Below are 26,940 nucleotides of genomic sequence, written 5' to 3' on the forward strand. Positions count from 1 at the left end.
GCGATGCACAGTCTTCGGAACCGGGTATCTCGGGGCCACGCACGCTTCGGCCGCCGATTCCTCAACGCAGGCTTGGGATTCGGCGGCGGCTGCCTACTGAAGGACATTCGCGCGTTCATGGCCCGCTCCCGCGAACTGGGCGCCGACCACGCGGTGGCCCTTCTGCGCGAGGTGGACAACATCAACATGCGCCGCCGCACCAAGGCGGTGGACATGGCCGCCCGCGCCTGCGGCAGATCGCTGCTCGGCGCCAACGTCGCGGTGCTCGGCGCGGCGCTCGAGCCGGAATCCGACGACGTCCGCGACTCGCCCGCGCTGAACGTGGCAGGCATGATCCAGCTGCACGGCGCGGTGGTGACCGTCTATGACCCTGAGGCACTGGAGAATTCGCGCCGGGTGTTCCCGACCCTGAACTACGCGACCTCGATCACCGAGGCGTGCCAACGCGCCGACGTGGTGCTCGTCCTCACCGAATGGAACGAGTTCACGGCGCTGCGTCCGGAGGACCTGGACCGAGTAGTGCGAGCCCGCAGCATCATCGACGGCCGGAACTGTCTCAATCGTGCCACCTGGAGAGCCGCCGATGGGTGTACGCGGGACTCGGCACGCCGTAGAGTTGCGAGGCAAGGCGGGACTACTGGCCGGATGACCAGTCCTGCCTCAAGCACAACTGATCGTCGACGGTAGGGTCCGTCCAGCGGACCTCCGCCGAACGGACGGCGCAGGCTCGCATGTCGTGACGCATGAACGAGATGGGCAGCTGGATGAGTTCGGTACTGGGAGTTTCGGTGGGGGCCGGCGCTGTCCGTATGGCGCGGCCACACGCTGGGAACCCCCACGGGCATGTCACACCGCATTCGTTCGACCTGCAGAGCATTCCGGTGCTCGACCAGAGCGTGGAAGGGCTGGCGGCCGAGGCCATCGGGGTCACGCTGGAAGCCACCCCGAGTATCGGCGCCACCGCGATCGCCTATCGCAGTGAGCAGCATGCCCGCGCGATCCGCGCGGCGATGGCGCGCCAGCAGCTGACCAACTACGAGCTCGTTCCGGAGATCGTCGCGGCATTGGAGTTCGCGCAGTCCACCGGCGACATCCGCGGCATCTCGTCGCTGGTGGTCTACGACCTCGGCAGCTCGGGCTTGTCGGTGAGCGTGGTCGACACCCAGACCCGCGAGGTCCGCCACAGCGAACGCACCAGCGACATCAGCGGCGACTACCTCGATTCGCTGATCAGGGAACAGCAGATCGCATCGGGCCGGATCGCGCACCCGCCGAACGCCGCAGGTCTCGCCGCGCTGGATGCGCTGTGCCGGGAGGCCAAGGAGCAGCTGACCTCCAACACCGCGGTCGCGCTGCCCAGTGAGCAGGGCTTGGTGCTGCTGGCGCAGGAGAACTTCGAGTCGCTGATCATGCTGGCGATCGAATCATCGGCGCGGATGACCCGGGATGTGATCGTGCGCTCGGACCGCCCCGTGCACGGGGTGCTCGCCATCGGCGGCTGCGCGCGAATCCCGCTGGTCGCCAAGGTTCTCGAACGGTGGATGGGCGTGCCGGTCGTCGTCCCGGACAGCCCCGAGACCGTGATGGCCCGCGGCGCCGCGCTGCTGGCCCGGCCGGTTCGCACGGAGACCCCGGCCGCGAACCCGGCGCTCGGCGACGACGAACTGTCGCCCGCCTGGTTGTCCGCACCTGCCGCGACCGGCAAACGCGAGATCAGCGGCGCCGTGCTGACGGTGAGCGCACTCGCCGTGATCGCCGCGATCGGTCTCGGTCTCGGCTACGGTCCGCAGGTGCTGGAACGTGATTCGCACAGCAGCGAGGGGTCGCCCTCGGTGTCACCGACCACCGCGCCGCGCACCACCGTGCTCGATCCAGAGATCGCGGTCGCGCCCGGCACGACGGCGGAGCCAGCGCACGAATCGGTCGCCGCACCCCCACCGAACCGGCGCCAGACCACCACCGAAGCGCCACCGACGCCCGGCCCGAACACCATCGTGGTACCCGGTCTTCCGCCGATCGTTGTCCCCACGATTCCACCGGAGATCTTCCCCTTCCCGCCGCCGCCTCCGCGCTGATCGCCCGCGCGCCTCCGCGATTCGCGGTGGACCCCCACCACGTGGAAGTGCCGAGGCCCAGCTCCGAACGCCCCTGGACTCAGGTCCGCGCGTGCCTGGCGTGGCGCGGCGGTGGAGTGGTCTCCTTGCCGCCGAACGGACGGGCGAGCAGGACCGCGATGCCGGTGGTCAGCGGAACCGACATCGCGAGCGCGATACCGCCGACCGCGGAGCGCGCGATCTCGATCGCGACCGCGTCACCGGTCAGTACGTCGCGAATGGACCGCCCCGCCACACTGAACAGCAGCAAGAGTGGTAGCGCACCACCGGCGTAGGCGAGCACCAGGGTGTACACGGTGCTGGCGATGTGGTCGCGTCCTACCCGCATGGCGGCGGTGAAAACCTCGCGCCGCGAGGCCGACTGATCGATGGCCGCCAGCTCGAACGCGGCCGACGCCTGGGTGATCGTGACGTCGTTGAGCACGCCGAGCGAACCGATGATGAAACCGGCGAGCAGCAGTCCGGTAATGCTGACGTGCTGAAGGTAGGTGGCGACGTTGGTGTTCTGCTCTTCGGACAGCCCGGTCAGGTGGGTCAGCTCGATCGTTCCCCAGGACAGCGCCGCCGCGACCAGCATCGAGGTCAGTGTGCCGAGCAGCGCCGAACTGGTGCGCAGATTCACCCCGTGCGCCAGATAGAGCACCGCGTACAGGATCAGCGAGCCCGCGACCAACGCGACCGGGATCGCCGGTTTGCCGTCCAACAGGGCGGGCAGCAGGAACAGCACGAGCACCGCGAACGCGAACACCAGGCCGAGCAGCGCGCGCAGACCACGCCAGCGCGCCACCACGATGATCACTACCACGAACACCAGCACGATCAGCGTCAGTGGCAGCCCGCGCGCGTAGTCCTCGAACGAGTACAGCGGCGTCCCGCTCGGATCGGTCTGGCGGACCAGCCGGATCCTGTCACCCGCGCGCAGATCGGGTTGCCCTGGGCCGGGTGCGATTTCGAACAGCGTGTGGTTGCCCTTGTGCGGACCGGACTCGATCGCGATCAGGCTGCGCTGGCAGGTGTAGGCGTTGCTGCGCGGCGCCTCCGGCTTGTCGACGAAGACCTTGCCCAGCGACGAACTGCCGCACGGCCCGATGTCCTGCATCATCACGGTGCCCGCTTCGGTCTGCACCGCCCCGCCGCCCGCGTTCTGCATCGGCAAGGGGATGTCCACGTGCTGCTTGCTCGGCCACAGCATGATCGCGCCGATCACGACGAGAATGCCGACGGCGGTGAGTAACCCGACGACCACGCGAGCCGCCGTCGCGCCGATCGCGATCGGTTCCGAGTGATCGTGGTGATGGTGGTGGTCGCTCACCGCGCTCCTACTTGTCAGAGTGTCTACCCGGAGCGAGCTTAAAGGATTTCATTTTCAAGATTGGCGCGGCGCGGCAGGACACAGCGGATACACCGTTGGTGAGGAGAAGAGGGTTTTTGAGGGGGCGGCGGAGAGCAGGGGGATGTCTCCGCCGCCCGCGGGTAGGCGCCCAGGGGGGTAGGCGGCCGAACCCGAGGTCGGATGCGCCCAGGGGGGTAGGCCATCCGACCAGGCACTCTAGGTGCCGAGGACTACTGTACACAAAAGTACTTCTTTTGCGCTAGCTGGTATTCAAATCTGGCGAATATCCAAACATCGAGTTTGTTTCAGGGCCGGAAGCGGGGCGACTATGGCCGAGGGCCGACTCTTCCGCTACTGGCGATAGCTGGACAAGAAGTTGCCGAAGCGCTCGATCGCGACCGCTAGATCCCTCGCCCAGGGCAGCGTCACGATCCGCAGATGATCGTGATCGGGCCAGTTGAAGCCGGTGCCCTGCACCATCAGGATCTTCTCCTGCAGCAGCAGATCGAGGATCAGCTTCGAGTCGTCGTAGATCTCGTGCACGTTCGGATCCAGCCTGGGGAACGTGTAGAGCGCGCCCTTCGGCTTCACACAGGTCACACCAGGAATCATGTTCAACCGCTCCCAGGCGACATCGCGCTGTTCGAGTAGTCGGCCGCCGGGCAGGATCAGATCCTCGATGCTCTGATGTCCGCCGAGCGCCACCTGAATCGCATGCTGCGCAGGCACATTCGGACACAACCTGGACGAGGCAAGCAGGTCGATGCCCTCCAGGAAACCGGCCGCGTGCTCCTTCGGACCGGTGATCGCCAGCCAGCCTGACCGGTAGCCCGCGACCCGGTACGCCTTGGACAGCCCGTTGAAGGTCAGACAGAGCAGATCGGGCGCCATCGTCGCAAGGGAGATGTGCTTGGCGTCGTCGTAGAGGATCTTGTCGTAGATCTCGTCGGCGAGCAGCAACAGCTGATGCTTGCGCGCGACGTCGACCAACTGCTGGAGGACCTCGGCCGAGTACACCGCACCGGTCGGGTTATTCGGGTTGATCACCAGCAATGCCTTGGTCTTGTCGGTGATCTTCGATTCGATATCGGCGACGTCGGGCTGCCAGCCGTTGGCTTCGTCGCAAAGGTAGTGCACCGGGGTGCCGCCACCCAGGCTGGTCATGGCGGTCCACAGCGGGTAGTCCGGCGCCGGGATCAGCACCTCGTCGCCGTTGTCCAACAACGCCTGCATCGTGATGGTGATCAGCTCGGAAACGCCGTTACCCAAGTAGACGTCGTTCACGTCGAGTTCGGGGAAGCCCGGCACGAGCTCGTAGCGGGTCACGATCGCGCGCCGCGCGGACAGAATGCCCTTGGATTCGGAGTAGCCCTGGGCGTATGGGAGCGCGGCGATGATGTCGCGCATGATCACATCCGGCGCCTCGAACCCGAACGGAGCGGGGTTGCCGATATTGAGCTTGAGAATCCGATGGCCCTCGGCCTCCAGCCGTGCCGCATGCGCGTATACCGGTCCACGGATTTCGTAGACGACATCCTGCAGCTTCGTGGACTGCTCGAGGACGCGCGGCGGGCGGTGCGGTAGCTGACTCGGACTCACCTGTCCCATGGTGCCATCCGTCGCAAGCGGATAAATGCCGGTCCGAGGTTCGATCGGCCGTCGTCGGAGCAGGCACCGCCGGCGGTGTGACGAGTCCCTCAGCAAGCCGGGCTTCCCGGCGGGATGCTCCGCGCCGCGGTGGAGCCGCAGAACTCCTCGATCCGCTCGTCCAGGAACCGCGCCTCGACCGCATCGCGGAAGGCCGGGGTGGCGATCCGCCTGCGCACGCCGGTGAGCCGCTCCTCGAGTTGCGCGATGCGCTTGTCCTCGTCGAGCCCGAGTACCGGATGCAGCGCCTCGGCCGCGCCGTCGAGGCTGCCGTTGATCAGGTGCGCGGCCGCGCAGTCCACCCGGGCCAGTGCCTCGGCGCCGTAGGACCGCTGCTCGGACGGACCCTTCGAATACAGTTCGATGGCCCGCTGGGTGGCGCTGAGCGCCGGCTCGGCCTGTCCGAGGTGGATGTAGGTGGCACCCGCGTAGTACTGCGCCTTGGCGTCGTTGAACCCGAAGACGCCGCCCACCTCGTCGTGCAGGGTGTCGGTTCCGGCGAGTTCGCGGACGGCGTCGGCGGCCCGGATGCACCGTTCGGCGTCGGCGGCGCTGCCCAGCGCGGACCAGATCCTTGCTTCGATGTTGAGCAGTCGCACCTGCGCCGTTGCGGACTCGGCGAACTGCTGCCCGCTCCGCGCCAGCAGCACGGCTCGGCGTGGTCGATTCGACCAGTACTCGATCAGCGCGTGCATGCCACGGGTCCAGGCGCGAAGTCCGTTGTGCCCGCACAGTTCCGCGTAGGCCCAGGCTGCTCTGGCCTGCTCGCCTGCCGCGTCGTAATAGCCCAGATCGGTACTCACGTTGGCGAGCAAACCCGAGAGGGTGCCGGCGAGCAGGTACAGGTGGCTGGTGTCCGCGGGCCGCTGATGCCCCTCCAACAGGCGGTAAACCCGCCGACGCACCCGCAGCATCTCCACCATCATCGGTACCGGCGGAATGTGTACGTAGTCGTTCGCGATGCGCGCCACATCGGCGTCGAGTTGTTCCAGCGTAGTCGCACCCACATTGGTGCTCTCGGCTTTGCCGGCGTGTTCGCTGGCCTCGTGGGCAGCCGCCATGATCAGATCCCTCTCCGAAATCGCTACTAACGCATCGCCTCTCATCGCACCGGCGTCTATGAGAGCCAAAAGGTCCGCGTCGCTCGAATACCGAGTGCGCGCCGAGGAGTCGGCACGCGCATCGAATCCCGGTGGGACGGGTCGATCGACCACCAGCTCGTCGACCATTGCCGCGAACCGCGCCCGCACCACATCGTCGGACCTGGCCAGGGAGGTATCCAGAGCGGCTTGGTTGATCGGCCGTGGATGGACCCGGACGCCCCCGGCCTCCCACTTGGACACCAGCCTTTCGTGCACACCCAGGTGAGCCGCGAACTCTCTGATGCTCATCCGCTTGGCATCGCGAAGGGCTCGAGCCTCTCTCCCTGACCATTGCCTGACCAAGATGTCACCCCTTCCGAACGAACTTCTTGTCCAGAGTACGAGTGGATTGTGAGCAGAGCCACATGTGAAACATGGCTTGTATCAAAGGCAGCGGAAGGGCAGCGGAAAGCGGGCGTGCGGGCAATACCGAATCGCCGGGCGGACCGAGGACCCTTGAGACGGAAGGCAAGGAGTTCACCGTGAATGTGGAGAAACTCAGGACCGTGGACGATTGGGTCGCGTTCTACCAGCACGAGTTCGGGCTACCGGTCATCGAACGTGGCGGTTTCGCCATGCTGCCGATCACCGGCCGGGTCTGTGTCGTCCACCTGCCGACCGCACGCGCCGAAAAGGTAAGGACCGCACTGGAGCAACAAGGGTCGAGGGGTCCCATGTTGGCCAGACAGATCCGGTGGAGCTTCCTCGCCGAGCCGGACAGCAGGCCGGGAACGCAGGTACTGGAAGTGCTCAACCGTTTGGATATCGGCCTTCCCACCATCGGCAGTGCCGTGATGTTGCCGACCGGTCTCGGCCGCTGGACCCGGGAAGGGTGCTTCTGGGTCAACCCGCCGAACCGCGGTGACGCGCTCCCACCATTGTCCGTCATCCTCACTACGGCACTGGCGGTGGGAGCGGGCGGCGGGGACTGATCACCTCCGCGATCGGTTCCCGCTGCCGCCCGGGCCGGGTCCGCCCCCTTCCCACAGTCGACGTGGCGGATTCGGTCCGGTGCCGCTATACGTATGCGGCATAGGGAATTCTCGGCTCAGCGCGATTCGGCGGCGTCGATCGCCGCGGTGGAGAGCGGGAAGTTGAGATAGGACCGTGACGGGGTCGGTCCGCGCTGGCCCTGGTACTTGGAACCCGCGACGGCACTGCCGTACGGGTGCTCGGCGGGACTGGTCAGCTTGATCAGACAGAGCTGGCCGATCTTCATACCGGGCCACAGGGTGATCGGCAGATTCGCCACGTTGGACAGCTCCAACGTGATGTGGCCGCTGAAGCCGGGATCGATGAAGCCCGCAGTCGAGTGGGTCAGCAGGCCGAGCCTGCCGAGGCTCGACTTGCCCTCCAGCCGCCCGGCCAGATCGTCCGGCAGCGTGCACACCTCGAGCGTGGAGCCGAGCACGAACTCGCCGGGGTGCAGCACGAACGGCTCACCCTCCGCGGGCTCGACCGGGCTGGTCAGCTCGTCCTGCCGCTGTGCGGGGTCGATGTGGGTGTAGCGGGTGTTGTTGAACACGCGGAACATTCGATCCAGGCGCACATCGATACTCGATGGCTGGATCAGGTTCTCCAGGAGCGGCTCGACGCCGAGACGCCCAGCGGCGATCTCCGCACGGATGTCACGATCGGAAAGCAGCACGCCGACGAGCGTAGCGCCTGCTCGCCGCGGCTCCACACGCGCACAGACACCCTGCGCGTCGACAGCGGGTGCCGCGTGCTCTGGGCACCTCGGCTCACGGCCGACATTCCGGGATGGAACGGTGGAGGGGTGACGCCGCATCGGATTCGGACCGCGATCGCGGTGTTCGCCGCGCTTCTTGTGGTGCTCACCGCCGGTCTCACCCGCCATGCGCTCGACGACAACGGCCGCACCTGGCTCGATCGCGGTGTCACGGACTGGGCCATCGCGCACCGCGACGGTGTGCTGACGCCGACTGCGGTGACGGTCAGCGCGCTCGGCGGCGCCCTCGCCATGACGGCGCTCGCCACCCTGGTGTGCCTGGGACTGTCCTGGCGCCGCCGCTGGTCCGAGGCAGCGCTGGTCGCGATCGCCGGGCTCGGGGCCTGGCTTCTGGTCCGCGGCGGCAAGAGCGTGATCGGCCGGGCCCGTCCGCCCGTCGAGGAGCACCTCATGACCGTGGCGAACCCGTCTTATCCATCCGGGCACAGCCTCGGCTCGTTCGTCGTGGTCGGCATTGTCGCCGTGGTCCTGATCCCGCACCTGCGCCGCATGGTCCTCCGCGCTCTCGCCGCGACTTTCGCCGCGATATTCGTTGCCGCGGTGGGCCTCTCCCGGATCTACCTGGGCGTCCACTGGATCACCGACGTGCTCGGCGGCTGGTGCCTCGGCGCGCTCTGGCTCCTCGCATGCCTGACCGTCTACCGCTACCTCATCCGCCGCAAAACCCGCGCGCCCGCCACCGGGCTCGTCGACAACGCACCACTGACCTGACCTGGGCGGACAGGTTCGCCACACAAAATCTGAGCCCGGCACCAGTGACGCGGAGCCGATGCAGACGCCGTCGGGCTCGCACTGGGTCACCGACGCGTTGATGCGGCATCTGATCGATCGGGCGCGTACGCCTGGACCACATGCTGCGCGGACTCCGCTCCAGCGCTGCGAGGCGAATACCCAAGACTGGTCGCTCGCTCCGGGAGCCTGTGAGCCTCCGGAGCGAGCGGACCTGGCCGGTCGATGTTCAGCGCAGGTCGCGGCGGTGGAAGGCGTACAGACCGACCGTGAGGAGTGCCACGTCGATGAGCAGTAGCCAGGCCACCGGTTCGGCCTGGAATTCCTGACCGGGGACCCGAGGTGTGTGGGTGAACGGTTCGAGGTCGAGCAGCCACTGGGGGAACCCGGAGATCGAACCGAGCAGGAACAGCGCGATGAACCCGACCAGCACGCCCCAGGCCACCGGGGTGAATCGCGGGACGAGGCCGAACAGCAGGACCGTGATCGCGGCAAGCATCCAGATGGCAGGCAGTTGCACCAGCGCGGCACCGAGCACGCCGGGCAGCTTCGCGCCGATGTCGTCGGCGGCGAGGCCGTAGACGAGTCCGGCGACAAGCCCGGCGGCAGTGATCGCCACCGTGGGACCGACCAGAGCGAACACGATATGACTTGCGGCCCAGCGGATCCGGCCGACCGCACCGGTCAGCACCGACTCACAACGAAGCGCGCTCTCCTCGTGGTAGAGCCGCAGTGCCGCCGAGATGGCCAGCGCGGCAGTGCCGACCGCGAGCATCGTGAACGCGATCGTGATGAACGAGTCCTCCAGCGCCTGTGCGCCGCCCATTCGGTTGAGCATGTCCTCGATGGCGTCGCTGTCGCCGAGCTCGTCGCCGATGCCGTTGACGACACTGCCGATGAGCAGCGCGTATAGGCACAACCCGATCGTCGCCGCGATCAGCACGCCGCGGTGCAATCGCCACCCCAGCCCGAATACTCCGCGGAGTGTGGCTGCGGCCGTCGGCTTTCCTGGACGTTCGGCGATGAGCCCCGCACCTACATCGCGGCGGTGCAGCAGCAGGTAGGCGACAATCGTGAACGCGACCGCCGTCGCCAGGTGCAGCAGCAGCACCCACCAGCGTTCCCCGGCGTATGGGCGCACCTGCAGCGACCATCCTTGCGGCGCGAGCCAGGTCAGCACTCCGTTTCCGGCGTCACCGACCGCACGCAGCGCGAACGTGGCGCCCAGCGCGCCGAAGGCGATGATGCGGGCGATGCGCGCACCAGCGCTGAGTTGTGCGGCGACCGCGGCGACCGCGGCGAACACGATGCCCGAGCCTGCCAATGCGAGTCCGAATGCCACCGAACCGGCCTTGGGCACGTCGGTGGTGAGCAGCCCCGCCGTGCCGATCAATCCGGTGGCCAAGGAAGCGCCGAAGCCCAGTACCAACGTCGCCGTCAGGCTTGCGTAGCGTCCGACGGAGGTGGATTCGAGCAACTCGGCCCGGCCGGTCTCCTCCTCCGCACGGGTATGCCGAATAACGGTGAGTATCACCGCGACAGCGATCAGCGTGTGGAACATCCCGGCTTTCCAGATGCTTACCGCGCCGAGACTGTCGTTGTAGATGACCCCGTACATCGCTCGCTGGGCGGGACTGCCCATGATCGAGTCGAGGAACGAGGCGCGATCGGCCGCGGTGGGGTAGACGCTTTCGATGCTGCCCACATAGACCGATGCCAGTGGCACAGACAGCAACAGCACCCACAGCGGCAGGATGATCCGGTCGCGCCGTAGATACAGCCGCAGCAACTGTCCGGTCCCGGAGAGTTCGGATGAACTCGCCAACGCAGCAGAGTGCCCAGGACCCGCGAGCACTGCGGTCGTCATGCCGTCACCCGCTGCGGCTCGCGTCCATCGGCCTCGTAGTGTCGCAGGAAGAGCTCTTCGAGCGTGGGCGGCTGACTCACCAGGCTGCGCACTCCGGCCGCACCCAACACCTGGATCAACTCGCCCAGGCTTTCACTTTCCACCTGAGCGTGCAGCACATTGCCCACGATCGAGACATCCTGCACACCGGGGATCTTGCCGAGATCGCCAGGATCGCGGGTGAGTTCCGCTTTGATCGAGGTGCGGCTCAGATGGCGCATCGACTCCAGGGTGCCGCTCTCGACGGTCCTACCCGCTCGAATGATCGTGACGCGCTCGCACAGCTGTTCCACTTCCGCCAGGATGTGACTCGACAGCAGCACCGTGGCGCCGCGGTCGCGTGCTTCGGCGACGCATTCCCGGAATACCTGTTCCATCAGCGGATCCAGTCCGGATGTCGGCTCATCCAGCAGGAGCAGGTCGGCATAGGACGAGAACGCGGAAACCAACGCCACCTTCTGCCGATTTCCCTTGGAGTAGGTGCGCGCCTTCTTCCGCGGATCGAGATCGAAGCGTTCGATCAGCTCGATGCGGCGTGTCTCGTCGATACCGCCGCGCATCCGCGCCAGCAGATCAATGGTTTCCCCGCCGGTCAGCGAAGGCCACAACGTCACATCTCCCGGCACATAAGCGATGTCGCGATGCAGTTCGACGGCATCGGTCCACGGGTCACGGCCCAGCAGCGTAGCCGTCCCCGACGTTTTCCGTAGAATGCCGAGCAGCACCCGGATGGTTGTGGACTTGCCCGCGCCGTTCGGACCTAGGAAGCCGTGAATTTCCCCTTGGGCGACTTCGAGATTCAGCCCATCCAGCGCATGTACCTGGCCGAACTGCTTGCGAAGGTCGCGCACTTCGATCACGTTGCTCATTGATTCTCCTCAGGTGAATCGGGGGATGCGATTCGCTCGCGCTCGGCGAGCAAGGTGTCCAAGGCCATCCGGTCGGTCAACAGACTCTCGGTGTAGAGCTCCACCGCGGGCAGCAGCATCTCATCGGCATAGTCACGCAATGCTTCGCGATAGTCGATCTTGCCGTCGGCATCCTGGCGCAGCTGCAAGAACAGCATCATGCTGCCGCCGCCGACCATCGCCAGGTAGCGAGCCCTTGCTTTCGGATCCCGGCTGGGCCGTATCGTGCCTGCCGTCACGCCCTCGGCCAGATACTGCTCGGCGTCGGAGACCGAACGCTCGAACAACGATGTGGCAAGCTCGCCCCCGGTTTGATAACTGCGTGCAATGTAGGCAATCAGCGGTGCGAACTCCTCGATCTCGGCGAGCGAGGTGAGCAGTCCCGCCGGAGTGGGGTCGCGCATGTACTCCGACTTCGCTTTGCGGACGACTTCGAGCACGTACGCGTCGCACTCCGCGCGCAAGCTCTTCTTGGACCCGAAATGGTGGTTCACCAGGGCAGGCGACACCCCGGCGGCAGCTGCGATAGCGCGAACCCCGATGAAAAACCCTTGCTCACCGAATATCACGATCGCCGTGTCCCGGATCCGGGCTCGTGCGGTCAGGTCGGCATCAGATGCTGGTGCTAAACGCATGTTCAATATACTAAACAGACGTTCAGTCGCGCCGCAAGCAGTTGGCCCATGCGGACCCCGTACCGGAAAGACAGGCCGCGCAGGGGGTTACGCATTCCCGCAGGTAGACAAAGGTGCGCCCGCCAGAAGTACATCATTACCGGCGGTGACCTTCAGACCGGTCGGCCGGCCATTTCGAAGCGACGCGACGAAGCTCAGTTCGCCGGTACCGGGTGGAATGAGCCTGTGTCGGGATTCCATCCCTTGACCACGACGGCGTCGGCAGGTTCAGCAGGCCAGCACTGAATCCGGATGTGCTGCCGACCGGCAGGGTCATCCGAATCCTCGTCGTATTCCTCGTTATCGACCGACCGCGCCAAAGACACGCGCAACCGCAGCCACCCCTTCGGAACCGTCACCAGATCACCGTCGTCCTCGCCGTAGGTCGGACAAGTAAGCCTCAACGTGCCGGAGTCGGCTCGGAGGCTGCACTCCGTCACCGTGCCGAAGGCATCCTTGTCATCGGCCGGCGGGGCGTCGGTCACGTCGATCGTGACAGCGACATAGCCGTTGACCCCTGTGCAGATGCCGATCGCGTCATCCGCCATCGCCAAGTAGTCGAGCAGCGCGGAATCTGACCATTGGTCTGCCAGCTCGGTCGAGGAGCCGCTATCGAGGAGGTGGATTTGCTGGTAGTCGGAGAACACGGTCAGCTCTGTTGCCACAGTTCTCCTTCATACCTGGTTCTCAGGGACGCTCCGCGTGGCTGAGAATGGTCAGACCGCCGACCCGCTGTCCGGCCGGGCAGCGGCCACTCCGATAAAAGTCCGCTCGAGGGGTGTCGGCGTTGGCGCCACGACGCCCGCGACCGCATCGACCTGGCCGACCTCCTGATGGACTCCGCACACCTACCGCAGGACAACCGGAATCGCGGAAGTCGCTCCACCGCAGCCGACATCGCTCCGCCGCCGATCGCAGGACCAGCCGGTCCAGCGGCGATGCGTAGTGACATCGGCGCAGGTCAGGACCATCTACCTGGACTTTTCCCGGCTACACGCGGACTCTGCTACAGTCTCGTTTGACGACGCATCGTCACGCCGATGTAGTTCAATGGCAGAACTTCTGCTTCCCAAGCAGACAGCGCGGGTTCGATTCCCGTCATCGGCTCCACCAGAAACCCGCCCTGACCAGGGCGGGTTCTTTTTTAGAATCACAGCACGAACAGTACTGTACCCAAAGCTGTACCCAATGCGCATTCCGAAGGCGCACAGCCGAATGGGGCGAATCACCCCAGTTCAGAGGGTGCGGAGCCGTTGCCTGAACTCCCCCGATGGCAATGGCAGCGCAAGACACCGGCCGGATTCCACACGCGCAAGCCGAGGAGGCCAGCGATCTGAACTACCTCGCCGCCCGGCTGCGATACGAGCTTGGCCGGGCCGTCAAGACTGCCGCGGCACTCCACATATGTTCCAGCCCTCCGCTCTAGAACTCGCCGGCACCCAACAGAGCGTGGCCGCGCGACATCAGCAGGAGGGACACTGCGCAAGCGGGAGTCGAGGTGCGGACCACGCCCGGCGGCAAGACGGAAGATGTTGCGATGCAGGGGTTCAGCGGCAGCAGTTGGGGTCGAGCACGACGCATAGTGCCGCGAGTGCGTCGCGGTGGGCACGGTGGATGACGTTCATGCCGTGACGTTCGGAGCTGACCAGGCCTGCTTTGCGCAGTTGGGTGAGGTGGTGGCTGACCGTGGATTCGGACAGTCCGACCGCGGCGGCGAGATCACCTCCGTTTTCGCCGCTGCCGGGACTGGCCAGTAGCAGCGACATCAGCTTCACCCGGACGGGGTCGGCGAGCGCTTTCAGGCGCAGCGCGACGTGCAGTGCCGCGTCGTCGTCGATCGGTCCGGCGGCTACCGGCGCGCAGCAGACGGGGGCGGACATATCGATGACGGGCAGCGCTTTGGGCATGGCCCCGATCCTACCTAGGGAATTGACTTATGTCGAAAAGGTGGCAGACTCGTCGCTGTCAGCTCTTCGATATATGTAACACAAGTGGAGGTCATGATGTCTCGTGTTCAGCTCGCTCTCAATGTGGATGATCTGGAGCAGGCGATCGGGTTCTACTCGACCTTGTTCGGTGTGGAGCCGGCCAAACGCAAGCCGGGATATGCGAATTTCGCGGTAGCCGAGCCGCCGTTGAAGCTGGTGCTCATCGAGAACCCGGGCCACGGCGGCAGCGTGAATCACCTGGGGGTGGAGGTGGATTCGTCGGAGAAGGTGCATGCCGAGATCGCGCGGTTGTCGCAGGCCGGTTTGTTCACCGAGGAGCAGATCGCGACGACGTGTTGCTTCGCGACCCAGGACAAGGTGTGGGTCACCGGCCCGAACGCGGAGCGGTGGGAGGTTTACACGGTGCTGGGCGATACCGAGCACTTCGGCACCGCCCCGGAACTGACCGGGATGAGTGACGGGGAGGCGGTGCAGGCCTGCTGCGGCACCGACGGTCGCGGCGAAACCGAGCCCGAGTCAGGGACCGGGGTCGCGTGCTGCGCGCCGGCTGCCCGGTAGGGCTCGGACTCTGGAGTGAGTGATGTCGATACCGCGCCCGCGGCAATCGGATTGCCGCGGGCGGGGCGCCGCCGGGTGCTGGCGGTGCTGTGCCTGACGCAAATCTCTAGTTGGGGGATCTTGTATTACGCGTTTCCGGTGTTGTCGGTGTCGATCACCCGCGACACCGGATGGTCGGCGCCGGTGATCACCGCGGCGTTCTCGCTCGGCCAGCTCGCGACCGCGCTCACCGGTATCCCGGTCGGGCGGGTACTGGACCGGATCGGGCCGCGGCTAGTGATGACCGCTGGTTCGGTCGTCGCGGTGGTAGCGCTGCTGGTGGTCGCGGTCGCACCGAATCTGTGGGTGTTCTACGGCGGCTGGGTGGCGGCCGGCGCCGGGATGGGGGCGGTGTTGTATCCGCCGGCGTTCGCGGCGTTGACCCGCTGGTGGGGTACCGACCGGGTGACCGCGCTGATGATCCTCACCCTTGCCGGTGGGCTGGCCAGCACCGTGTTCGCCCCGGTCACTGCTGCGCTCGATGAACGCACCGGTTGGCGCGGAACATATCTGGTGCTGGGGGTGGCGCTGGCTGTGCTGACCGTCCCGGCGCACTGTGCCGGGTTGCGTGGGCCGTGGCCGCCTGCTCCGGCTCCGGCCGAGCCCGCCCATGCCGATCACATAGGTATCGCGCGCAGCCCCGGGTTCGCCGCGTTGGTGGTGACGCTGTGCCTGGCTGCGTTCGTCAGTTTCGCGGGCGTGTTCAACCTGGTGGCGCTGATGCAGGAACGCGGCTTTTCCCCGAGTCTGGCCGCACTCGCGTTGGGGTTGGGTGGGGCCGGTCAGGTGCTGGGCCGCATCGGGTACCTGCCGTTGGCGCGGTATACCGGCCTCACCGTCCGCACGATCGTGGTTTTGGTCGCGCTCGCGGTCACCACCGCGCTGCTGGGCGTTGTCACCGGTGTCGTGGTGTTGATCGCGGTGTCGATCGGTGCCGGGCTGGTGCGGGGAATCTTCACGTTGATTCAGGCCACCGCGATCACCGATCGGTGGGGCGCGACCCATTACGGGCGCCTCAACGGGCTGCTGTCCGCGCCGGTGGTCATCGTCTCCGCGCTCGCTCCGTGGGCGGGCACCGTGTTGTCGGCGTGGTCCGGCAGCTACGCCCACGCCTATCTCATCCTGGCCGTCCTCGGCACTGTGGCGGCGGTGTTCGCCACGCAAACCGTCATTTCATCGAAGAAAGTCCCACTGTGACACACGAATACGAATACGACTCCGTGGTCATCGGCGGCGGGCAGTCCGGCCTCGCCGCCGCCCACCACCTGACCCGCCGCGGGCACCGAACCGCGATCCTGGAAGCCGCGGGTGAGGCGGCCGGGTCGTGGCCGCGCTACTACGACAGCCTCACCCTGTTCTCACCCGCCCGCTACAGCGCTCTGCCCGGGCGGCGGTTCCCTGGTGATCCAGACCGGTATCCGCACCGCGACGAGGTCATCGACTACCTGCGCTCCTACGCCGCCGGCCTGGACACCGATATCCACACCCACACCCTCGTCGAGACCGTCACCCACAACGGTAGATTCGCGGTCACCGCCGGAACCGGTGCGGTGTTCACCGCGCCGCGGGTGATCGCCGCGACCGGGTCCTTCAGATCCCCGTATCTGCCGGTCCTGCCGGGCCAGAACGAATTCGGTGGGCAGATCCTGCACGCCAGCGACTACCGCAACCCAGCCGAGTTCGCCGGGCGGCGGGTGATCGTGGTCGGCGCGGGGAACTCCGCGGTGCAGATCGCCGCCGAGCTGGCAGCCCACAGCGAGGTGGTCCTGGCCAGCCGGATGCCGGTGAAGTTCGTGCCGCAGCGCCCACTCGGGCGTGACGTGCACTTCTGGTTCACGATCACCGGGTTCGATGCCACACCACTCGGCCGGTTGGTGAAGCAGGCGCCGACCCAGCCGGTGCTCGACGGCGGCCGCTACCGCACCAGCATGGCTGCCGGAGAACCCCCGCGTAAACCGATGTTCACCCTTCTCGATCACGACAGTGTGGTGTGGCTGGACGGCACCCGCACCCGGGTGGACGCGATCATCCTCGCCACGGGCTACAGGCCGCACCTGCCGTATCTGGCCGGGATCGGCGCGCTCACCGATGCCGGTGCGCCCCGCCACCGCCACGGGGTGTCCACCACCCACCCGGGTCTGGGATACCTGGGTCTGGAGTGGCAGCGCACTCCGTCGTCGAACTCGCTGCGCGGCGTCGGCCGCGACGCGGCCTACCTCGTCCGCCATCTCCAGCCCGCTGCGGCTCGCCTCCCGGAACAAGCACGATGACGACGTTCCTGGGCGCGGGCTCGGATTCGTTGGTGCGTGGTGGGCGGGTGGTCTCCGATGACGGCACCCAGATCACCTACCTGAGCCGGGGCACTGGTCCGGTGATCCTCACTGTGCATGGCGGTTTGGGCAGCGCGGTGGGCATGCTGCCGCTGGCCGGCCACCTCGCAGAGAGCTACACGGTCGTGGCCATGAACTGCCGCGGACACGGCACCTCCGGGCCCCCACAGTCGGCACCCGACATCACACACGAGGTCGCCGACATCCTCGCCGTCATCGACGCGGTCGGTCCAATCGAGGTGTTGTTCGGCTACTCCTACGGCGCAGTCCTGGCCCTGGAAACCGCACTCACCGCCCCCGCGCGCATCCCAGCACTCGCCGTCTACGAACCACCCCTGCCCATCACCTACCCGGTACCCGACATCGCCGCGGTCGACGCGGCTTTGGCGGCAGGCGAGTACGAGCACCTGATCCTGCAGGCCTCGGCCGCCGCTGGAGGGTTTTCATCGGCAGAGCTGGCCGCACTGCGAGCGGATCCATTGTGGTGGTTCAAGGTCACTCAGGCCCCGACCCTCGCTGCGACGCTGCGGGTGCTTGCCGGTCTGGACCCGGCCGTAGACCGCTACGCCGTGATCACCGCACCAACCACGGTGATCACCGGCACCACCAGCGCCGACTACATCCTGCAGGCCGCGGACCTGCTCACCGCCGTGATACCGGAACTGACGCGTAAAGCGTTGCCGGGGCAAGGCCATCACGTCGACCCCGCCGTGCTGGCCGAGGCGCTGACCTCCTCACTACCTCCCGGCTGAGCGGTGTGGCCGGCAGGGTTGTCGGGGATGCCTCGGCCACCGCGTCGAGGCCAGCCGGTTCAGGCGTGGGCGGGCAGCAGCTCGGCGATAAGCGCCTCGACCCGGGCCCGGATCTCGTCACGGATCGGGCGCACGGCCTCGACACCCTTGCCGGCCGGGTCCGGGAGGTCCCAGTCGCGGTAGCTGACACCGGGGAACACCGGGCAGGTGTCGCCGCATCCCATGGTGATGACCACATCCGAGGACTCCACGGCGTCGAACGTCAGCACCTTCGGCGACTGGTCGGCGATATCGATCCCGACCTCACCCATCGCCGCCACCGCTGCCGGATTGATCGATTCGGCCGGAGCGCTGCCGGCGGAGCGAACTTCGATCGCGCCTCGGGCGAGGTGGGCCAGGAATGCCGCGGCCATCTGGGAGCGGCCGGCGTTGTGGACGCAGACGAACAACACACTGGGCTTAATGGTCATACGGGGACAGCCTTTCAAGCAGAGGGATGTCGAGTTCGGCGAGCAGGGCTTGGACACGGGCGGTGATGTCGTCGCGGATCAGGCGCATGCGCTCGATGCCCTCGACACCCCACTCCGAAGGCTCCACGGTGTCCCAGTGCTGCACCCGCACTCCCCCGGGAACGTGGGGTCGGGCTTCACGCCCCAGCACGACAACCAGATCGGTGCGTGCGAGCAGCGCAGCATCGATCGGCTTGGGCACCTCACCCGCGGTGGGGGCGCCGACTTCGTCGAGCACCTGCAGCGACAGCGGATTCAGCGCCGCACCCGGGTCGGTGCCGGCCGAATGCACCTCGATGCGCTCGCCGGCGGCCTGGCGCATCAACGCGGCCGCCATCTGCGACTTGCCGCTGTTGCGCACGCACACGAGCAGCACCGTCGGCGTGCTCATCGCAGCGAGGCCCCGCCCGAGGCAGCCTCGTCACGGAACCGGTTGCGCAGGGCGAGAGAGACATACACCAGCGCCACCAGGACCGGGACCTCGATCAGCGGCCCGACGACCCCGGCGAGTGCCTGTCCGGAGGTCGCGCCATAGGTGGCGATCGCGACCGCGATGGCCAGTTCGAAGTTGTTGCCCGCCGCGGTGAACGCCAGCGTGGTCGTGCGCTCGTAGCTCAGACCCATGACGGCGCCCAATAAATAGCCGCCGCCCCACATGATCGCGAAGTAGGCCAGCAACGGCACGGCAATGCGCACCACATCCACCGGCTGGGAGGTGATCCGGTCGCCCTGCAACGCGAACAGGATCACGATCGTGAACAGCAGCCCGTACAACGCCCACGGCCCGATCCGCGGCAGCAGGGTCGACTCGTACCAGTCGCGTCCCTTCGCGCGTTCACCGAAGCGGCGCGTCAGGAACCCGGTCAGCAGTGGGATGCCGAGGAAGATCAGTACGGATTTCGCGATCTGCCAGGGCGAGGTGTCGATCGTGGTCTGCTCCAGCCCCAACCAGCCGGGCAGCACCGACAGGTAGAACCAGCCCAGGACGGCGAACATGATCACCTGGAAGATCGAATTCAACGCCACCAACACCGCGGCGGCTTCACGATCACCACAGGCCAGGTCGTTCCAGATGATCACCATCGCGATACAGCGGGCCAGTCCGACGATGATCAACCCGGTTCGATATTCAGGCAGGTCCGCCAGCAGCAGCCACGCCAGCGCGAACATCAACGCCGGACCCAACAGCCAGTTCAGCACCAGCGACCCGACCAGTAGTCGCCGGTCGCCGGTGACGGTGTCGAGTCGGTCGTAGCGGACCTTCGCCAGAACCGGGTACATCATGATCAGCAGCCCGATCGCGATCGGCAACGAGATTCCGTCGATCTCGATCGCGGCGAGGGTGTCCCCGAGCCCGGGGACCAGCCGGCCCAGCAGCAGCCCAGCGGCCATGGCGACACCGATCCACACAGGTAGGAACCGGTCCAGCGTCGACAGCTTCGCCACCACACCCTGCTCGCCACCACCAGCGGTAGCGGTCTCGGTGGTGCTCACGCGTTCACCCCGGCGCCCGCGCCGCTTTCCGTCAGTAGCGCGTCAGAGAGGCGCTGCAGTGCCTGCGGGACGACCCGGTAGTACACCCAGGAAGCGCGGCGTTCGCTGGTCAGCAGCCCGGCCTCACGTAGCACCTTCAGGTGGTGGGAGATCGTCGGCTGGGTCAGGTCGATGCCCTCGGACAGGTCACACACGCATGCTTCCTGCCCGGCCCGGGATGCGATAGAGCTCAGCAACCGCAACCGCACCGGGTCCGACAAAGCCTTGAATACCGCCGCCAACTCCACTGCGGCTTCGCCCGACAGGGGCTCACGCACCCATGGTCCTGGGCTGCATGCCTCGACCGGGGTCACCGGCAACTGCGACTTAGACATACATCAATATTGACAATCATCTATACATAAGGCAAACAAACACCCGGTGAACAACCCCACACCGCATGCCCGCGCCGCCGCGCAGCGCAGGCACCCCGCCGTCCAGGCGCTGGCGTAAAACGTTTCGAGACAGGTCACAACTCGTCGAGTGCCTTGATGATCAACCCTCGTGCGTCGCGCCCATACACCGCGGCGCCTTTCAGAACTTCGAACATGCGCGCATACATGTGACATTCCGCTGGTTGTGTCACCTGAATGCTTGCTGTCGGGGTCTCCAACGCGACCAAATCATCATCGAAAATCCAGAAACCGGCAGACGCGACGGCCTGACGCTCCGTCATCAGCGGAATGATGCCCAGCGAGATGTTCGGCAAGGCCATCAGCTCCAGAAGGCGACCCAACTGTCCGGCCTGTGTCTCCGCGGTACCGAACCAGGTTCGTAGCGCCTGCCCTTCAATCACCGTGACGAACCGTTTGCCGCCGCGCTGAAGAATCCGCTGCCGTTCCATCCGCACCGCGACGGCATCGCCAACATCGTTCGGCGTGCCGAAAAACTCGATCCAAAACGACAGCATGGCCGCGCAGTACTCAGCGGTCTGGAAAAGACCAGGGATCACGTTGTGTTCGTAGATCCGGAACACCTTCGTCTGCTCGTACCGCTTCTGAGTGTGCGCCCCCAGAACCCGTTTCATGCCAGCGCGAGACTGGCGTCGGAACTCCAGATACGCCGAGTCCACCGCGCGGAGACTGGCGATCAGATCGGGGACTTCGCCGGTGGCGTTGCAGATGCGGCACCATTCGCGGATGTCGTGATCGGTGGGTTGCTGAACCCCGTTCTCGATCTTTGACACCCGGGTGTAATGCTGCCCTGTCGCGTCGCCGAGTTGACGGATGGTCAGCTCCGCGTCCTTGCGGAGGTCGCGGAGCCGACCACCTAGCGCACGCCGCGCTTCCTGCGCGGAACTAGACGGGCTTGTACTCACGGTGTGGTATCGCCACCTGCCACACCGCCTCGAACGCCGTGCGGCACAGCTGGATATCGTGCGCGTCGGTCGAAGTCACCTTTTCGACCCCGAGCCCACTGCCTGCGTAGTGAAGGAACACGACGAGGCGATCATCGAGCAGATAGAAGTCGTTGCCAGGGATCGCGACAGATGACATCAGGCGACGTGGCACCCATCGGATATCTTCGCCGGCGTCGAACTGGCATCGGGACGCCGGGGTATCGGCCATTGTTGCGTCCATCCGTGCCGCTGCTCCGCGGCCTGCGCCTCCGCACACCTGCTGCGGTGTCCCGGCGTCCCCGTCCTTCCTCGTCTGATCCCACCTGCTCGCATGACTTGAAAGGGCACCCGGCATCGGGAAGAAACATCACCAGAGTTGAGTGACAGACGCTGATGGTGTGCCCTGATGAGGGAAGGGCTTCACCCGGCGCCGGGTGCTGTTGGGCGCTCGCCGCCGGGTTCTTCGGCTTGACCCTCTCAAGCGGAGTCCGCGACGAGCGCTGCGAAGAACGCTACGAACCAGGCAAGGAGATCCGCTATAAATTTGCGGCACTTTGCGTCAACCATTGCCGAAGATCGACTCGGCCAGCCACGATAGAAGAGTCAAAGCGCAAAACCCTCACGCGAGACAGGCAAACCCATAGCATTACGACTTCTCGGCGGACCCACCTCGAACACCGGATCGCCGCGGCTTTGGCTCGGCGACGCCCGCGAGGTGTACCTCGCGCAGGGCTACGAAGTGCCCGACCATGCCAACCAAGTCGAGATCCCCCACATGCTGCTGCGATGGCTGCAGCCAGGCACCTACACAGGCGGACACCTCCATGACTCCGGCCGAGGCTCGTTCACCGTCGCAGGGCAGCCCATCCAGAACCCCGAAATCCTTGCGCAGATGGCGATTCCCGAGCACGAGACCGCCGTCGAAGTTCCCGTTGCCGAGAGCCCGTGGGAGTGGTGATCGCGTGCTGTATCTGACCATCGACGAGACCAACACCTTGATCCGGGAAGCGCGAACCGACGCGTTCCACCTGGAGGTGTCCGACGACCATTCAGCAGTAGCCGACGAAACCGAGCCAATGCGCCGCGTGCTCGCCGGGCTACCGCCGTTCGAGGCCGGCGCCTACCCCGACAGCTGGCGCGAGTGGGACGAACTCGTCAGCGAACTCACGAACCGCGGCGTGACGATGCGCCGCGTGCGGGTTGTGTCGGAGCCCCTGACCGACTATCTGCGGTTCCTGCACGGGCTCACCGACCGCAACGCGCGCCTCGGCGAAGACATCCGGTGGCTGCCGCGGCACCTTGTCGACCAAGCCGACTACACCACCGACGAATGGTGGTTGATCGACAACGCCGAGGTCGCGTTCACCATCTTCGGCACCGACGGCGACTTCGTCGGCGCCGCGCTCACCGAGGATCCGACCATCGTTGACCGCTGCGTCAGGGTCCGGGACGCACTGTGGAGTAAGGCCACTCCACACGCCGTCTACTCTCCCAGCGGGTGGAGTGGATGAGCAGTAGCGGTGTCGAGCAGGCACGTGCCGCATTCGGCGCGCGCCTGCGCGAGGTCCGCAAGGCTGCCCACCTCAGCGGCGTGCAGCTCGCCGCCGAGGCCGGTTGGCATTCGGCGAAGGTCTCACGCATTGAGCACGGTAAACAGACCCCATCCGAAAGTGACATCGCGACCTGGTGCCAACTATGCGACGCCGAACTCCTGCTGCCCGATCTGCGCGCCGCGCTTGCGAACATCGAGGCACTCTGGCAGGAATGGCGCCGAATCGCTGCTGCTGGGCATGACCAGTCCCCGATAAGGCGACCACCCGGCATTGGAGTCCGGGTTGTTTCGTCCGGATTCAGTTGATGCTGCAGGCCACGGGGTGGTGGGTGTGGCTGCAGCGGGCAGCGTACTCGGCAGGGGTCAGATAGCCCAGCGCCGAATGCCGATGCCGTCGGTTGTGTTCGTCCTTGAAGTCGCCGATCACGACGCGGGCCTCGAGCAGGCTCGTCCAGTGGTTGCGGTTGAGGCACTCGCTGCGTAACCGCCGGTTGAACGATTCGATATGGCCGTTGTTCCACGGCGTGCCGGGCGGGATATAGACGATCCCTACCCGGTCGGCGCAGAACTGTTGCAGCGCATGGGAAATCATTTCAGGACCGTTGTCCATACGCAGCACCTTCGGTGGCCCAGCGCGCGCGGTGAACACCTCCTGCAACTCGGCCACCAGCCGCTCGGCGGTGATCGAGCGCTCCACCAGGTGAAGCAGCGATTCACGGGTGTGCTCGTCGATCATCGAAGCGATCTTCACCGCGCGCCCATCCGTGGTGGAGTCGAACTGAAAGTCCAACGCCCACACCACCTTCGGTGCATCCGCATCAACCAGCGGCGTAGTCGAGCACCCCGCCCGCTTGCGTGGCGAGTGCGCCCGCACCTGCAAGCCTTCCTCCCGCCAGAGCCGGTGCACCCTCTTCTTGTTCACCTGCGAGCCCTCATCGAACCGCAGCGCCGCCCACGCACGCCGGAACCCGTGCCCTTGATGTTTCGTGGCATAGGAACGCAGCCAGACCCGCAACCCGACATCCGGATCGGCGGGGGTCTGCGCAGCTGGCAGCTGCCGATACGTGGACCGATGCAGCCCAACCACCTTGCACGCGAACCGTTCCGACATGCCCATCACCTGTTTGAGCATGTCAACAGCCCGCCGCTTGCTGGCCGGGCCTAAAATTTTCCCCTCGCGATCTCCCGCAGCGCGTCCTTCTCCAGCTCCGCGTCCGCCAGCAGCCGCTTCAACCTCGCGTTCTGCTCACGCAGTTCCTTGAGCTCCTTCGCGGCATCGGTGTCCACCCCGCCGTACTGGCGGCGCCAGTTATACAACGTCGCCGCCGACACTCCCAGATCAGCAGCGATCTGCTCACCCGTCTGCCCAGCGGCAGCGAGCTCGTCGGCACGGCGCAGCTTCCGCACGATGTCCTCCGCGGAATGCCGCTTACGTCCTGCCATGTCCCTCAGTGTCCCTTCCAGCCCTCACCAGGGCCAACGGGACTCTAATACCGAGTGGTCTCATTCATTGGGAACGGGCCAGGCACGCGCACCAGCAACGCCGCCGTATCGAGCTTGAGGCACGCGCGAAGACGATCCGGAATTTCGAGCCCACCGCGATTCCCGGCCTGCTGCAGACCGAGCCCTATGCCCGCACGATCTTGGAGACGTGTATTGATTTCGTCGGCGGCGTCGATGACGTTGACCGGGCTGTCGAGGCCAGACTCGAACGGCAACAGATCCTTCGCCATGGAATCCATCGTGTCGCTATCCTTCTCGGCGAGCAAGCCCTGTATACAACTGTCGGCGACGACGAGATAATGCGAACCCAGCTTGAACACCTGCTTGATGTGATGGCGTTGCCGCGGCTGAGTCTCGGCATCATCCCGAGAACGGCTCCGTTCATCTACACGACAACGTGTTTCGTGTTGCTCGATACCCGTATGGCCGAGGTCGAGACCATATCGGCCGGTCTCACCATCACCCAGCCACGGGAACTCGCCTACTACGAGAAAACCTGGAGTCGGTTACACCAGCAAGCCAGCTACGGCGGCCAAGCGCGTGCGCTGATCACTGCCGCGCTGGAGCAACGCGGCATTCCGCGTCTCTGATGAGGTCGCCGTGACCACGCACCTAAGGTGCGTCGAACCGGGCGGATCCTGTCGCGTCCTTCGGTTAGGCAACACCTCGGAGATCAGTGACCAGCTGTGGCTCTCGGAGAGCGGCCACCAGGACCCGTTGGGTGACTCTTCGCAGGTAGCCGTACTCGTGATCAGACAGCGGCGTCCAGCTGCTCGGTCGACGGTCGTTCAACCACGCCAGGTCGCCCGAAGGATCGCCACCATGGGCTACGGAACTGCGTATTGAGTACAGCTTGCCTATCACCTGCTCCGCCGTCACCTGCTGGCCCTTCTTGCCGAACTCGGTGAGACCCAGATTTTCCGATGGCGGCATCCGGTGATCTAGCAGAACGAGATTCCGTTTGAGTTGGCGGGTGATCGAGTCCACGGGATCATGCTTGTCGGGGTTGTGGCTGAGCAGACTCTCCAGGACTGCGAAGTGGCCGAGAAACTTTGCGCCCGACGTCTCGCGGAGCTCGTCGTACTGAACGAAGAGTTGCAGTGCCCGCACGATATTGGGATAACGGTCTTCGTCCAGAGCCTGCCGGACATCAAAAATCTCCTTCACCCGAACGAAATCCAGTGATTGAGGTGCACGCTCACCAAACATCCGCCGGAGCCAGTGAACCCACTCCGGGGCGTTGAGTCCGATGCTCTTCTCCGCCGCTGCGCTCTGCCACTCAACCCACCCAGTGATTCGGAGGTCCGCGGGTGACACGCGCAACGCCTGGTCCAACTTGTGACGTTCATCAGGGTCCCCGCCGTCCAGACGAACGACCGTATAACGCCACTTATCGGGTGGTAGGTCCCACGAATAGGAGGCTGCACGCCCTCCCGGGTCAACCTCAATGGTGGCCTCATGGGGCAAACCATGATGATAGGACGCGATCTCGTTCAATGCCACCAGCTGGTGCCTGAATATGTTGATCTCCGATGTCGTTGCCCGATCAACAGTCCATCCACCGAGATCAAACGGAAAGTCGGCTTCATGCGCAAGATCGTTCAACACGACGCCGAACTGCCCACCGGCTGATGCGAGCTGAGGGTCAGAGGTCACAGCGGTCAATCATAACTATCCCTCCGGCACCATCGACCGGCCGAGGCCTCGCTGGGGGCAGCCAAATCCCGCCCCCATCAATGGAACTCGATCAGAACGGGCAAGCTGTCATGGCAGAGACTTCACGATGGGCCGACTTCGCTGGCAAAAGTCCAACTCACTGGCAGATGCCTGCCAGGTACCGGGCGAACTCGGTGGTGATGACTTCGCGGGTTGCTACGTTGATCGCATCAACGACAGCAATGCCATAGGGCCTTCCGATCGGCGGTTATCAGGGCGTCGTCGGCCGCGTTCGTCATTCCGTACCTTGAGTGGCCTCGGTGTAGATACGCAGCGCCTCGGCGAGCTTCCGCGCCATGATCTCAAGTGGTTCGGGTGGGAGGAACTTGCCGAAGGCGGCGGCATCGAGCAGTTGGCGGCGCACGTCGTCTACCTGCATCTTGGCGAAGTCGAGTCGGGTGAGTTCGGGCATGACCCGACCCTACCGTTATTCGAACATGCGTTCTATATTAGCTGGCGGATTCCGCCGACCCGCCCGCCTTGTCGTAGAAGGCGCCAGCGATCGCCACGGTAACCGCCGGACCGTACGGGCTCGCGGCGCTCTCCGGACACAGACGAGTCGACAAATCCTGCCGCTGACTGGCATCCCGGAGAGCGATGCCATGCCGACGACTGTCGACGAGCACGTCGCCTACCCGACGGCTCCGGCAATTCCCTTGGCACCGCTGGCAAGCCGCCGTGCGCACCAGCAGCCCCCTTGCATCTCGTATTCTCGTGCTGTGGCACTGTCGAATACGGGATGTGCCCGGTATACCGGGCGATCGTCACCCGGCCCAACCCGAATCCGGGACGAGGTGTGGGATACGCGTCAGCGCGACCGGGGCGACGCGCACTCGGCGACCACCGGTGGTGAGTCGGCACCAATCTCCCCGTAGTGCCTGGAACAGCTCTCCCCGCCCGGCCCGGTAGCCCCTGGGATGGCCCACCGGCTCGGACGCCGACCTCCCGCCCGCTGCC

At 65.8% G+C, this 26,940-nt stretch carries 29 protein-coding genes, 1 tRNA gene and 1 pseudogene; 13 read left to right on the forward strand and 18 right to left on the reverse strand.

Features of this window, described 5'->3' with window-relative positions:
- Positions 1 to 42: 42 nt before the first annotated feature.
- Positions 43 to 614 (forward strand): annotated as a pseudogene (locus tag OHB12_RS23430) (UDP binding domain-containing protein); the annotation flags it as partial.
- 150 nt (positions 615 to 764) lie between these two features.
- A complete protein-coding gene (locus OHB12_RS23435; protein ID WP_327110734.1) occupies positions 765 to 2,075 on the forward strand; it encodes an Hsp70 family protein in 1,311 nt (436 codons plus the stop codon).
- A gap of 79 nt (positions 2,076 to 2,154) precedes the next feature.
- Here the strand turns inward: OHB12_RS23435 and OHB12_RS23440 are convergent, their stop codons facing one another.
- The 3 genes from OHB12_RS23440 to OHB12_RS23450 form a co-directional block, all read right to left on the reverse strand.
- Positions 2,155 to 3,426: a YibE/F family protein gene (locus tag OHB12_RS23440; RefSeq protein ID WP_327110735.1), complete on the reverse strand. Its 1,272-nt coding sequence runs from the start codon at positions 3,424 to 3,426 to the stop codon at positions 2,155 to 2,157.
- Positions 3,427 to 3,798: 372 nt separating this feature from the next.
- Positions 3,799 to 5,055, reverse strand: coding sequence for a pyridoxal phosphate-dependent aminotransferase (locus OHB12_RS23445; RefSeq protein WP_327110736.1), 1,257 nt, complete (start codon positions 5,053 to 5,055; stop codon positions 3,799 to 3,801).
- 89 nt (positions 5,056 to 5,144) lie between these two features.
- Entirely contained in the window at positions 5,145 to 6,485 is a 1,341-nt protein-coding gene (locus OHB12_RS23450) for an XRE family transcriptional regulator (protein ID WP_327110737.1), read from the reverse strand.
- A gap of 233 nt (positions 6,486 to 6,718) precedes the next feature.
- Between OHB12_RS23450 and OHB12_RS23455 the strand changes: the two genes are divergently transcribed.
- Entirely contained in the window at positions 6,719 to 7,168 is a 450-nt protein-coding gene (locus tag OHB12_RS23455; protein ID WP_327110738.1) for a hypothetical protein, read from the forward strand.
- Between the two features lie 116 nt (positions 7,169 to 7,284).
- On the opposite strand, the gene dcd is transcribed toward OHB12_RS23455, so the two are convergent.
- The gene (gene dcd / locus OHB12_RS23460) at positions 7,285 to 7,884 is read right to left on the reverse strand and encodes a dCTP deaminase (RefSeq protein WP_327110739.1); all 600 of its coding nucleotides are present in this window, start codon (positions 7,882 to 7,884) and stop codon (positions 7,285 to 7,287) included.
- Positions 7,885 to 8,013: 129 nt separating this feature from the next.
- On the opposite strand from dcd, the gene OHB12_RS23465 reads away from it, so the two are divergent.
- Positions 8,014 to 8,697, forward strand: coding sequence for a phosphatase PAP2 family protein (locus OHB12_RS23465; protein WP_327110740.1), 684 nt, complete (start codon positions 8,014 to 8,016; stop codon positions 8,695 to 8,697).
- A gap of 247 nt (positions 8,698 to 8,944) precedes the next feature.
- Here the strand turns inward: OHB12_RS23465 and OHB12_RS23470 are convergent, their stop codons facing one another.
- The 4 genes from OHB12_RS23470 to OHB12_RS23485 all read right to left on the reverse strand — a co-directional run bounded on the left by OHB12_RS23470 (position 8,945) and on the right by OHB12_RS23485 (position 12,868).
- Positions 8,945 to 10,582 (reverse strand): ABC transporter permease, encoded by a 1,638-nt coding sequence (locus OHB12_RS23470; RefSeq protein WP_327110741.1) that lies wholly within the window; start codon positions 10,580 to 10,582, stop codon positions 8,945 to 8,947.
- A complete protein-coding gene (locus OHB12_RS23475; protein WP_327110742.1) occupies positions 10,579 to 11,490 on the reverse strand; it encodes an ABC transporter ATP-binding protein in 912 nt (303 codons plus the stop codon). The genes OHB12_RS23470 and OHB12_RS23475 overlap by 4 nt, the downstream gene beginning before the upstream one ends.
- Positions 11,487 to 12,164 carry a TetR/AcrR family transcriptional regulator gene (locus tag OHB12_RS23480; RefSeq protein ID WP_327110743.1) on the reverse strand — a complete coding sequence of 226 codons (678 nt, stop codon included), beginning with the start codon at positions 12,162 to 12,164 and terminating at the stop codon, positions 11,487 to 11,489. The genes OHB12_RS23475 and OHB12_RS23480 overlap by 4 nt, the downstream gene beginning before the upstream one ends.
- Before the next feature lie 194 nt (positions 12,165 to 12,358).
- Positions 12,359 to 12,868, reverse strand: a complete 510-nt coding sequence (locus OHB12_RS23485; protein WP_327110744.1) for a hypothetical protein — start codon at positions 12,866 to 12,868, stop codon at positions 12,359 to 12,361.
- Between the two features lie 371 nt (positions 12,869 to 13,239).
- Between OHB12_RS23485 and OHB12_RS23490 the strand changes: the two genes are divergently transcribed.
- A tRNA-Gly gene (locus tag OHB12_RS23490) sits at positions 13,240 to 13,313 on the forward strand.
- Between the two features lie 437 nt (positions 13,314 to 13,750).
- Here OHB12_RS23490 and OHB12_RS23495 read toward each other — a convergent pair.
- Positions 13,751 to 14,110, reverse strand: coding sequence for an Rv2640c family ArsR-like transcriptional regulator (locus OHB12_RS23495; RefSeq protein WP_327110745.1), 360 nt, complete (start codon positions 14,108 to 14,110; stop codon positions 13,751 to 13,753).
- A 96-nt stretch (positions 14,111 to 14,206) separates the two neighbouring features.
- Here OHB12_RS23495 and OHB12_RS23500 point away from each other — a divergent pair, with 96 nt between their 5' ends.
- Genes OHB12_RS23500 through OHB12_RS23515 form a run of 4 tightly spaced genes read left to right on the forward strand, consistent with a single transcriptional unit; the run spans position 14,207 to position 17,831 of the window.
- Complete coding sequence (locus OHB12_RS23500; RefSeq protein WP_327121365.1) at positions 14,207 to 14,710, forward strand: ArsI/CadI family heavy metal resistance metalloenzyme; 504 nt, start codon at positions 14,207 to 14,209, stop codon at positions 14,708 to 14,710.
- Between the two features lie 15 nt (positions 14,711 to 14,725).
- A complete protein-coding gene (locus OHB12_RS23505) occupies positions 14,726 to 15,946 on the forward strand; it encodes an MFS transporter (protein WP_327110746.1) in 1,221 nt (406 codons plus the stop codon).
- Positions 15,943 to 17,019 (forward strand): flavin-containing monooxygenase, encoded by a 1,077-nt coding sequence (locus OHB12_RS23510; protein ID WP_327110747.1) that lies wholly within the window; start codon positions 15,943 to 15,945, stop codon positions 17,017 to 17,019. Before OHB12_RS23505 ends, OHB12_RS23510 begins: the two co-directional genes overlap by 4 nt.
- Positions 17,016 to 17,831, forward strand: coding sequence for an alpha/beta fold hydrolase (locus tag OHB12_RS23515; RefSeq protein ID WP_327110748.1), 816 nt, complete (start codon positions 17,016 to 17,018; stop codon positions 17,829 to 17,831). The genes OHB12_RS23510 and OHB12_RS23515 overlap by 4 nt, the downstream gene beginning before the upstream one ends.
- A gap of 59 nt (positions 17,832 to 17,890) precedes the next feature.
- Here OHB12_RS23515 and OHB12_RS23520 read toward each other — a convergent pair whose 3' ends face one another.
- The 6 genes from OHB12_RS23520 to OHB12_RS23545 all read right to left on the reverse strand — a co-directional run bounded on the left by OHB12_RS23520 (position 17,891) and on the right by OHB12_RS23545 (position 21,453).
- Positions 17,891 to 18,301 (reverse strand): arsenate reductase ArsC, encoded by a 411-nt coding sequence (locus tag OHB12_RS23520; protein ID WP_327110749.1) that lies wholly within the window; start codon positions 18,299 to 18,301, stop codon positions 17,891 to 17,893.
- A complete protein-coding gene (locus OHB12_RS23525; RefSeq protein WP_327110750.1) occupies positions 18,291 to 18,731 on the reverse strand; it encodes an arsenate-mycothiol transferase ArsC in 441 nt (146 codons plus the stop codon). Before OHB12_RS23525 ends, OHB12_RS23520 begins: the two co-directional genes overlap by 11 nt.
- A complete protein-coding gene (gene arsB / locus OHB12_RS23530; RefSeq protein ID WP_327110751.1) occupies positions 18,728 to 19,834 on the reverse strand; it encodes an ACR3 family arsenite efflux transporter in 1,107 nt (368 codons plus the stop codon). The genes OHB12_RS23525 and arsB overlap by 4 nt, the downstream gene beginning before the upstream one ends.
- The gene (locus OHB12_RS23535; RefSeq protein ID WP_327110752.1) at positions 19,831 to 20,208 is read right to left on the reverse strand and encodes an ArsR/SmtB family transcription factor; all 378 of its coding nucleotides are present in this window, start codon (positions 20,206 to 20,208) and stop codon (positions 19,831 to 19,833) included. Before OHB12_RS23535 ends, arsB begins: the two co-directional genes overlap by 4 nt.
- Positions 20,209 to 20,342: 134 nt before the next feature.
- Positions 20,343 to 21,191, reverse strand: coding sequence for a helix-turn-helix domain-containing protein (locus tag OHB12_RS23540; protein WP_327110753.1), 849 nt, complete (start codon positions 21,189 to 21,191; stop codon positions 20,343 to 20,345).
- Positions 21,172 to 21,453, reverse strand: coding sequence for a DUF6879 family protein (locus OHB12_RS23545; protein WP_327110754.1), 282 nt, complete (start codon positions 21,451 to 21,453; stop codon positions 21,172 to 21,174). Before OHB12_RS23545 ends, OHB12_RS23540 begins: the two co-directional genes overlap by 20 nt.
- Positions 21,454 to 21,927: 474 nt before the next feature.
- Here OHB12_RS23545 and OHB12_RS23550 point away from each other — a divergent pair, with 474 nt between their 5' ends.
- The 3 genes from OHB12_RS23550 to OHB12_RS23560 are packed head-to-tail and all read left to right on the forward strand — an operon-like array spanning position 21,928 to position 23,070.
- Complete coding sequence (locus OHB12_RS23550) at positions 21,928 to 22,170, forward strand: hypothetical protein (RefSeq protein ID WP_327110755.1); 243 nt, start codon at positions 21,928 to 21,930, stop codon at positions 22,168 to 22,170.
- Between the two features lie 4 nt (positions 22,171 to 22,174).
- Positions 22,175 to 22,723, forward strand: coding sequence for a DUF6879 family protein (locus OHB12_RS23555; RefSeq protein ID WP_327110756.1), 549 nt, complete (start codon positions 22,175 to 22,177; stop codon positions 22,721 to 22,723).
- A complete protein-coding gene (locus OHB12_RS23560; protein WP_327110757.1) occupies positions 22,720 to 23,070 on the forward strand; it encodes a helix-turn-helix domain-containing protein in 351 nt (116 codons plus the stop codon). Before OHB12_RS23555 ends, OHB12_RS23560 begins: the two co-directional genes overlap by 4 nt.
- Here OHB12_RS23560 and OHB12_RS23565 read toward each other — a convergent pair.
- Positions 23,063 to 24,207 (reverse strand): IS3 family transposase gene (locus tag OHB12_RS23565; protein ID WP_327109662.1). Its coding sequence is split into 2 segments (ribosomal slippage): positions 23,063 to 23,931 and positions 23,931 to 24,207, totalling 1,146 coding nucleotides; the frame shifts between segments, so codons are not numbered across the junction. The two genes, OHB12_RS23560 and OHB12_RS23565, sit on opposite strands and share 8 nt — an antisense overlap.
- Before the next feature lie 8 nt (positions 24,208 to 24,215).
- On the opposite strand from OHB12_RS23565, the gene OHB12_RS23570 reads away from it, so the two are divergent.
- Positions 24,216 to 24,857 carry a DUF5753 domain-containing protein gene (locus tag OHB12_RS23570; protein ID WP_327110758.1) on the forward strand — a complete coding sequence of 214 codons (642 nt, stop codon included), beginning with the start codon at positions 24,216 to 24,218 and terminating at the stop codon, positions 24,855 to 24,857.
- A 64-nt stretch (positions 24,858 to 24,921) separates the two neighbouring features.
- Here OHB12_RS23570 and OHB12_RS23575 read toward each other — a convergent pair whose 3' ends face one another.
- Both OHB12_RS23575 and OHB12_RS23580 read right to left on the reverse strand, forming a co-directional pair.
- Positions 24,922 to 25,923 carry a hypothetical protein gene (locus OHB12_RS23575; RefSeq protein WP_327110759.1) on the reverse strand — a complete coding sequence of 334 codons (1,002 nt, stop codon included), beginning with the start codon at positions 25,921 to 25,923 and terminating at the stop codon, positions 24,922 to 24,924.
- Positions 25,924 to 26,218: 295 nt separating this feature from the next.
- The gene (locus OHB12_RS23580; RefSeq protein WP_327110760.1) at positions 26,219 to 26,395 is read right to left on the reverse strand and encodes a DUF6374 family protein; all 177 of its coding nucleotides are present in this window, start codon (positions 26,393 to 26,395) and stop codon (positions 26,219 to 26,221) included.
- Positions 26,396 to 26,940: the final 545 nt, after the last annotated feature.

It is taken from the genome of Nocardia sp. NBC_01730, assembly GCF_035920445.1.
Lineage (GTDB): Bacteria > Actinomycetota > Actinomycetes > Mycobacteriales > Mycobacteriaceae > Nocardia.